The organism is Vibrio sp. V33_P6A3T137 (assembly GCF_009904835.1).
GTDB classification, from domain to species: domain Bacteria; phylum Pseudomonadota; class Gammaproteobacteria; order Enterobacterales; family Vibrionaceae; genus Vibrio; species Vibrio metschnikovii.
Genome location: NZ_WXWK01000165.1, coordinates 1 through 3,900 on the forward strand (window position 1 = coordinate 1; position 3,900 = coordinate 3,900).

The following is a 3,900-nucleotide window of genomic DNA, read 5'->3' on the forward strand; positions in this document are numbered from 1 at the left end:
AAGCTTATGGACTTAAACAGTGGCAATACCCCTCGCTATACAAGGAGTACTCTTTCTACGATGATTGGCCTGATTTGCCTAGGCAGCGCCAGTTCGGTCGTTTACGCTCAAGAACAGCAAGAAGCGAATAATGTTCGAGCCTCAGAAACGATTGTTGTTCTTGGTGAAAAGTTGGGCGGCACGCTGGCGCAGAATACCAGTTCGGTGACTATTTTTACTGCAGAAGCGGATAATGGCGAAGACCGAACTTACTACGATTTACTGGATAGAGTCCCTAACGTGCTTAACGCCCCATCAGGAATGCCACACATTCGTGGCGTTGATGGGCGAGGTGGCGCTGGAGATGGATTCATCTCATTCATGACCGGAGCCACGCCTCGGGTGAATACCACTGTTGATGGAGTATCTGAATCTTGGACAGGTGAAGCTTTCGGTAAAGCTGGGCTGTGGGATACAGAGCAGGTCGAAGTATACAAAGGCCCTCAATCAACGAATCAAGGGCGTAACAGTATCGGTGGTGCCGTAGTCATCAAAACCCAAGACCCCACGTTTTACACAGAAAGTAAGTTCCGAGTTGGCTACGAAAATGAGGACAACAAATACCACTTAGCTGGTGTTGTCTCTGCCCCAATCGTCGAAGATAAACTTGCCTTCCGTATTGCCGCTGAAGGGACTACGGGCAATACGCCAATCGATTATTCATTACCAAACAATGATCAATACCCTTGGGACCCTTCAGAAATAAAATCTCATAACGTCCGTGGTAAACTGCTATTTCAACCTTTTGGAACCGATAAACTCACCGCGAAACTCACGGTCGCCAGCCGTAATGAAGAAGGCCAATATACAAACCTTGTCGATAAAGATGGTGGTAAGTTGGAATACACCGATGCCAGCGGTACTCGTCGTCAAGAAACTAAAAGCTGGAACGTTAATTTTGATGTCGGTTATCTCATCAATGAAGAACTTAAAGCCGATTTCCTACTGGCAAGGCGAGATTACTCAACCAAGTTTAAAGCCTATCCTTTAACGGATTGGTGGGGTGATGTGGACGAGGAAAATTATACTGTAGAAGCTAAACTGGCTTATAATTCTTTAGACGAAAAATATAATGCGATTTTCGGACTTAGCAGTTATTTTAAAGATCAAAACACACAAACAGACTCACTAAAACGTATTGATAAAGTCCAAACCCATTCCATTTACTTTGATTCCAAAATCAAGATTGCCTCTCAATGGGGACTGTTACTGGGTGCTCGCTACGAACATGACGAGCTTGATCGTGATTTTGACCATGCAAGATTGCCTCTCGACTTCAAAGATGAAGAAAGCAACGGTATCTTGCTGCCTAAAGTTGGCTTAACTTACGAGGCCTCTGATACTTGGAACTTAGGTTTAACCGCTCGTAAAGGCTACAATGCTGGTGGCATAGGCTACAACGAAGGCCAAGAGAATCTCTTTGTATTTAAACCAGAAAAAGTCTGGACCTACGAACTCAGTTCACGTTCCACTTTCCTAGAGAACCGGCTTGGTTTAACGGCAAATATCTTTTACAACGATTACCGTAATTACCATACCGTCGTCTATGGAGACAGCGGTAGCCGGTTTGATAATTACGTAGCGAATATCCCTAAAGGTAAAACTTATGGTGCTGAAGTTGAAACGACGTACTGGTTTGATTCTGGGTTAGATGTTTTTGCCTTTGTTGGCTTACTGAAAACAGAAGTCACCCAAGGGCCTAGCGGAACAACCGTCGATCTCACTGGCAAAGAGTTTAGCTATGCCCCTGACCTTTCTGCTGGCTTAGGCTTTACACAAAACTTTGACTCAGGCTTATTCTTTGGCGCAAGAGTTAACTATGTTTCAGACTATTATACTAACTTAGCCAACACTGAAAGTACTTCAGCTGGTGACTACACGGTGCTTAACGTCAATGCTGGTTACAACATAAATAACTTAACCGTTCGTGCTTATGTTAAAAATGCGACCAACGAGGATTATGTGTTACGTCACAAGAATGACCTGATCGAAGTTGGCGGACCACGCACATTCGGTATCATCGCTGACTATAAATTCTAAAAGGCGCTATTGATTACCTTGCAAAACCAACACATAAACGTCCGATAATTATCGGACGTTTATTATTTAAGTGGTTGGTCAGCAGCAAGTGAGTTCTGTCGTCGTTTATCTTTTGCTCTAGCAAGGTTTTGCCCCAAAGTTATTTAAATAAATCGCACAAGAGAAATAAGGGCATCTTGATTTATCATACTTTTTCTCATCCTTGTTCAATCAGCGCTTTCTGGCTAAACATATAGGATAGGTCGAGTTCTAAATGGAGAACTGTTTTAAACAGCTGAGGCAAATTGGGGGGCGCGTTGTAGACCCTGTAAATAATTCTGTGTAACTGCTCTTGCTTACAAGTAATCAGTTAATCGTTCTTCGAACATAATCATAAAGCGATTTAGCGCTTGCTTCCAGTGATGAATTGGCATCGTCCATCTCTTGGATGCATCCATAATCGCTAGATACACCACCTTTCTTGCCGATTCATCTGTTGGGAACAGTTTGCGTTTCTTGGTTGCTTTTCTGATTGTGAGAGCTAGTGCGATGGATAACATCACACTAGCAAAAGTGTGGGTTTAGGTGCGCACTGAGTGCCGTTACGTTAAATTGTTACTTTCATGCAAATCACATCAAGTTAATAAAGATAAACCGCGCCAGACATGGAAGCCCCATTGTTCCCTTCAGCACCAGAGTTGACCCCTATTCCATTTGAACTCTCAGAAACCGCACCCACAGCCAGCGTATTGCCATCTGACGATAAGGCAACTGAATAGCCAAATCCATCTCCCCCCTCAGTATTAGATGCCTTTATGTAGGCTTCCTGAGCCCATGTCGACGCACTGTAGCGGAAGAGATAAACCGCACCAGACCAGGCAGCATTATTGTTATCTTGGTGACCTGAGTTGACCCCTGTTCCATCTGATGCCTCAGAACCTGCCCCCACAGCCAGCGTATTACCATCTGATGATAAGGCGACTGAATGGCCAAATCCATCTCCCCCCTCAGTATTAGAGGCCTTTATGTAGGCTTCCTGAGCCCATGTCGATGCACTGTAGCGGAAGAGATAAACCGCGCCAGATCTCATAGCATCATTGTTCGCTTGAGTATCAGGGTTGACCCCTGTTCCATTTGAACTCTCATAAACCGCACCCACAGCCAGCGTATTGCCATCTGACGATAAGGCGACTGAATGGCCAAAGAAGTCATCAGATTCAGTGTTAGAGGCCTTTATGTAAGCTTCCTGAGTCCATGTGGATGCACTATAACGAAAGAGGTAAACCGCGCCAGCACTCTCAGCATTATTATTATCTTGGTGACCAGAGTTGACCCCCGTTCCATCGGAATCTTCATTCCACGCCGCCACAGCTAGCGTGTTGCCATCTGATGATAAGGCGATTGAATTGCCAAATTGGTCATTATATTCAGTGTTAGAGGCCTTTATGTACTGAATGAGAGGCGTTAAGTCTTGAGGGGTCAACGACCTTTTATTTGATGCGATTTCGCCAGAAGAATTCTTTGCAATAACAAAATATTCAGACGTTAAATTTTTGATGATACCAATGTCATTAACGATGACACTAGTGGTCGTAGATGTTGCGAGTACATCACAAGACTTTGGCATTGATACATCTTTTCTACACAGTGAATACTCAGTAGCATTATCCGAAGCCTGCCATGTAAAAATTGTTGCCTTCTCGTTCATTGATAGTGAGATTGTGATTAGGTCAAATGCTAATGGCATTTTATTAGGCGCTGTACCACCAGATACACAACCAGCCAACATCAACGCAACCGATAAAGTTATTGTGCTTTTTTTATTTGATATAAACATAAAAC

Annotated in this window: 1 protein-coding gene and 2 pseudogenes; 1 reads left to right on the forward strand and 2 read right to left on the reverse strand. The window is 43.8% G+C overall.

Annotated elements, in window-relative coordinates:
- On the forward strand, positions 1-2,079 hold a 2,079-nt coding region (locus tag CAG60_RS15475; protein ID WP_443276283.1), incomplete at its 5' end, for a TonB-dependent receptor.
- 335 nt (positions 2,080-2,414) lie between these two features.
- On the opposite strand, the pseudogene CAG60_RS16725 reads toward CAG60_RS15475, so the two are convergent.
- Together CAG60_RS16725 and CAG60_RS15485 are read right to left on the reverse strand one after the other, a co-directional pair.
- Positions 2,415-2,606: pseudogene (locus tag CAG60_RS16725) on the reverse strand (IS256 family transposase); the annotation flags it as partial.
- Between the two features lie 92 nt (positions 2,607-2,698).
- A pseudogene (locus CAG60_RS15485) lies at positions 2,699-3,900 on the reverse strand (FG-GAP repeat protein); the annotation flags it as partial.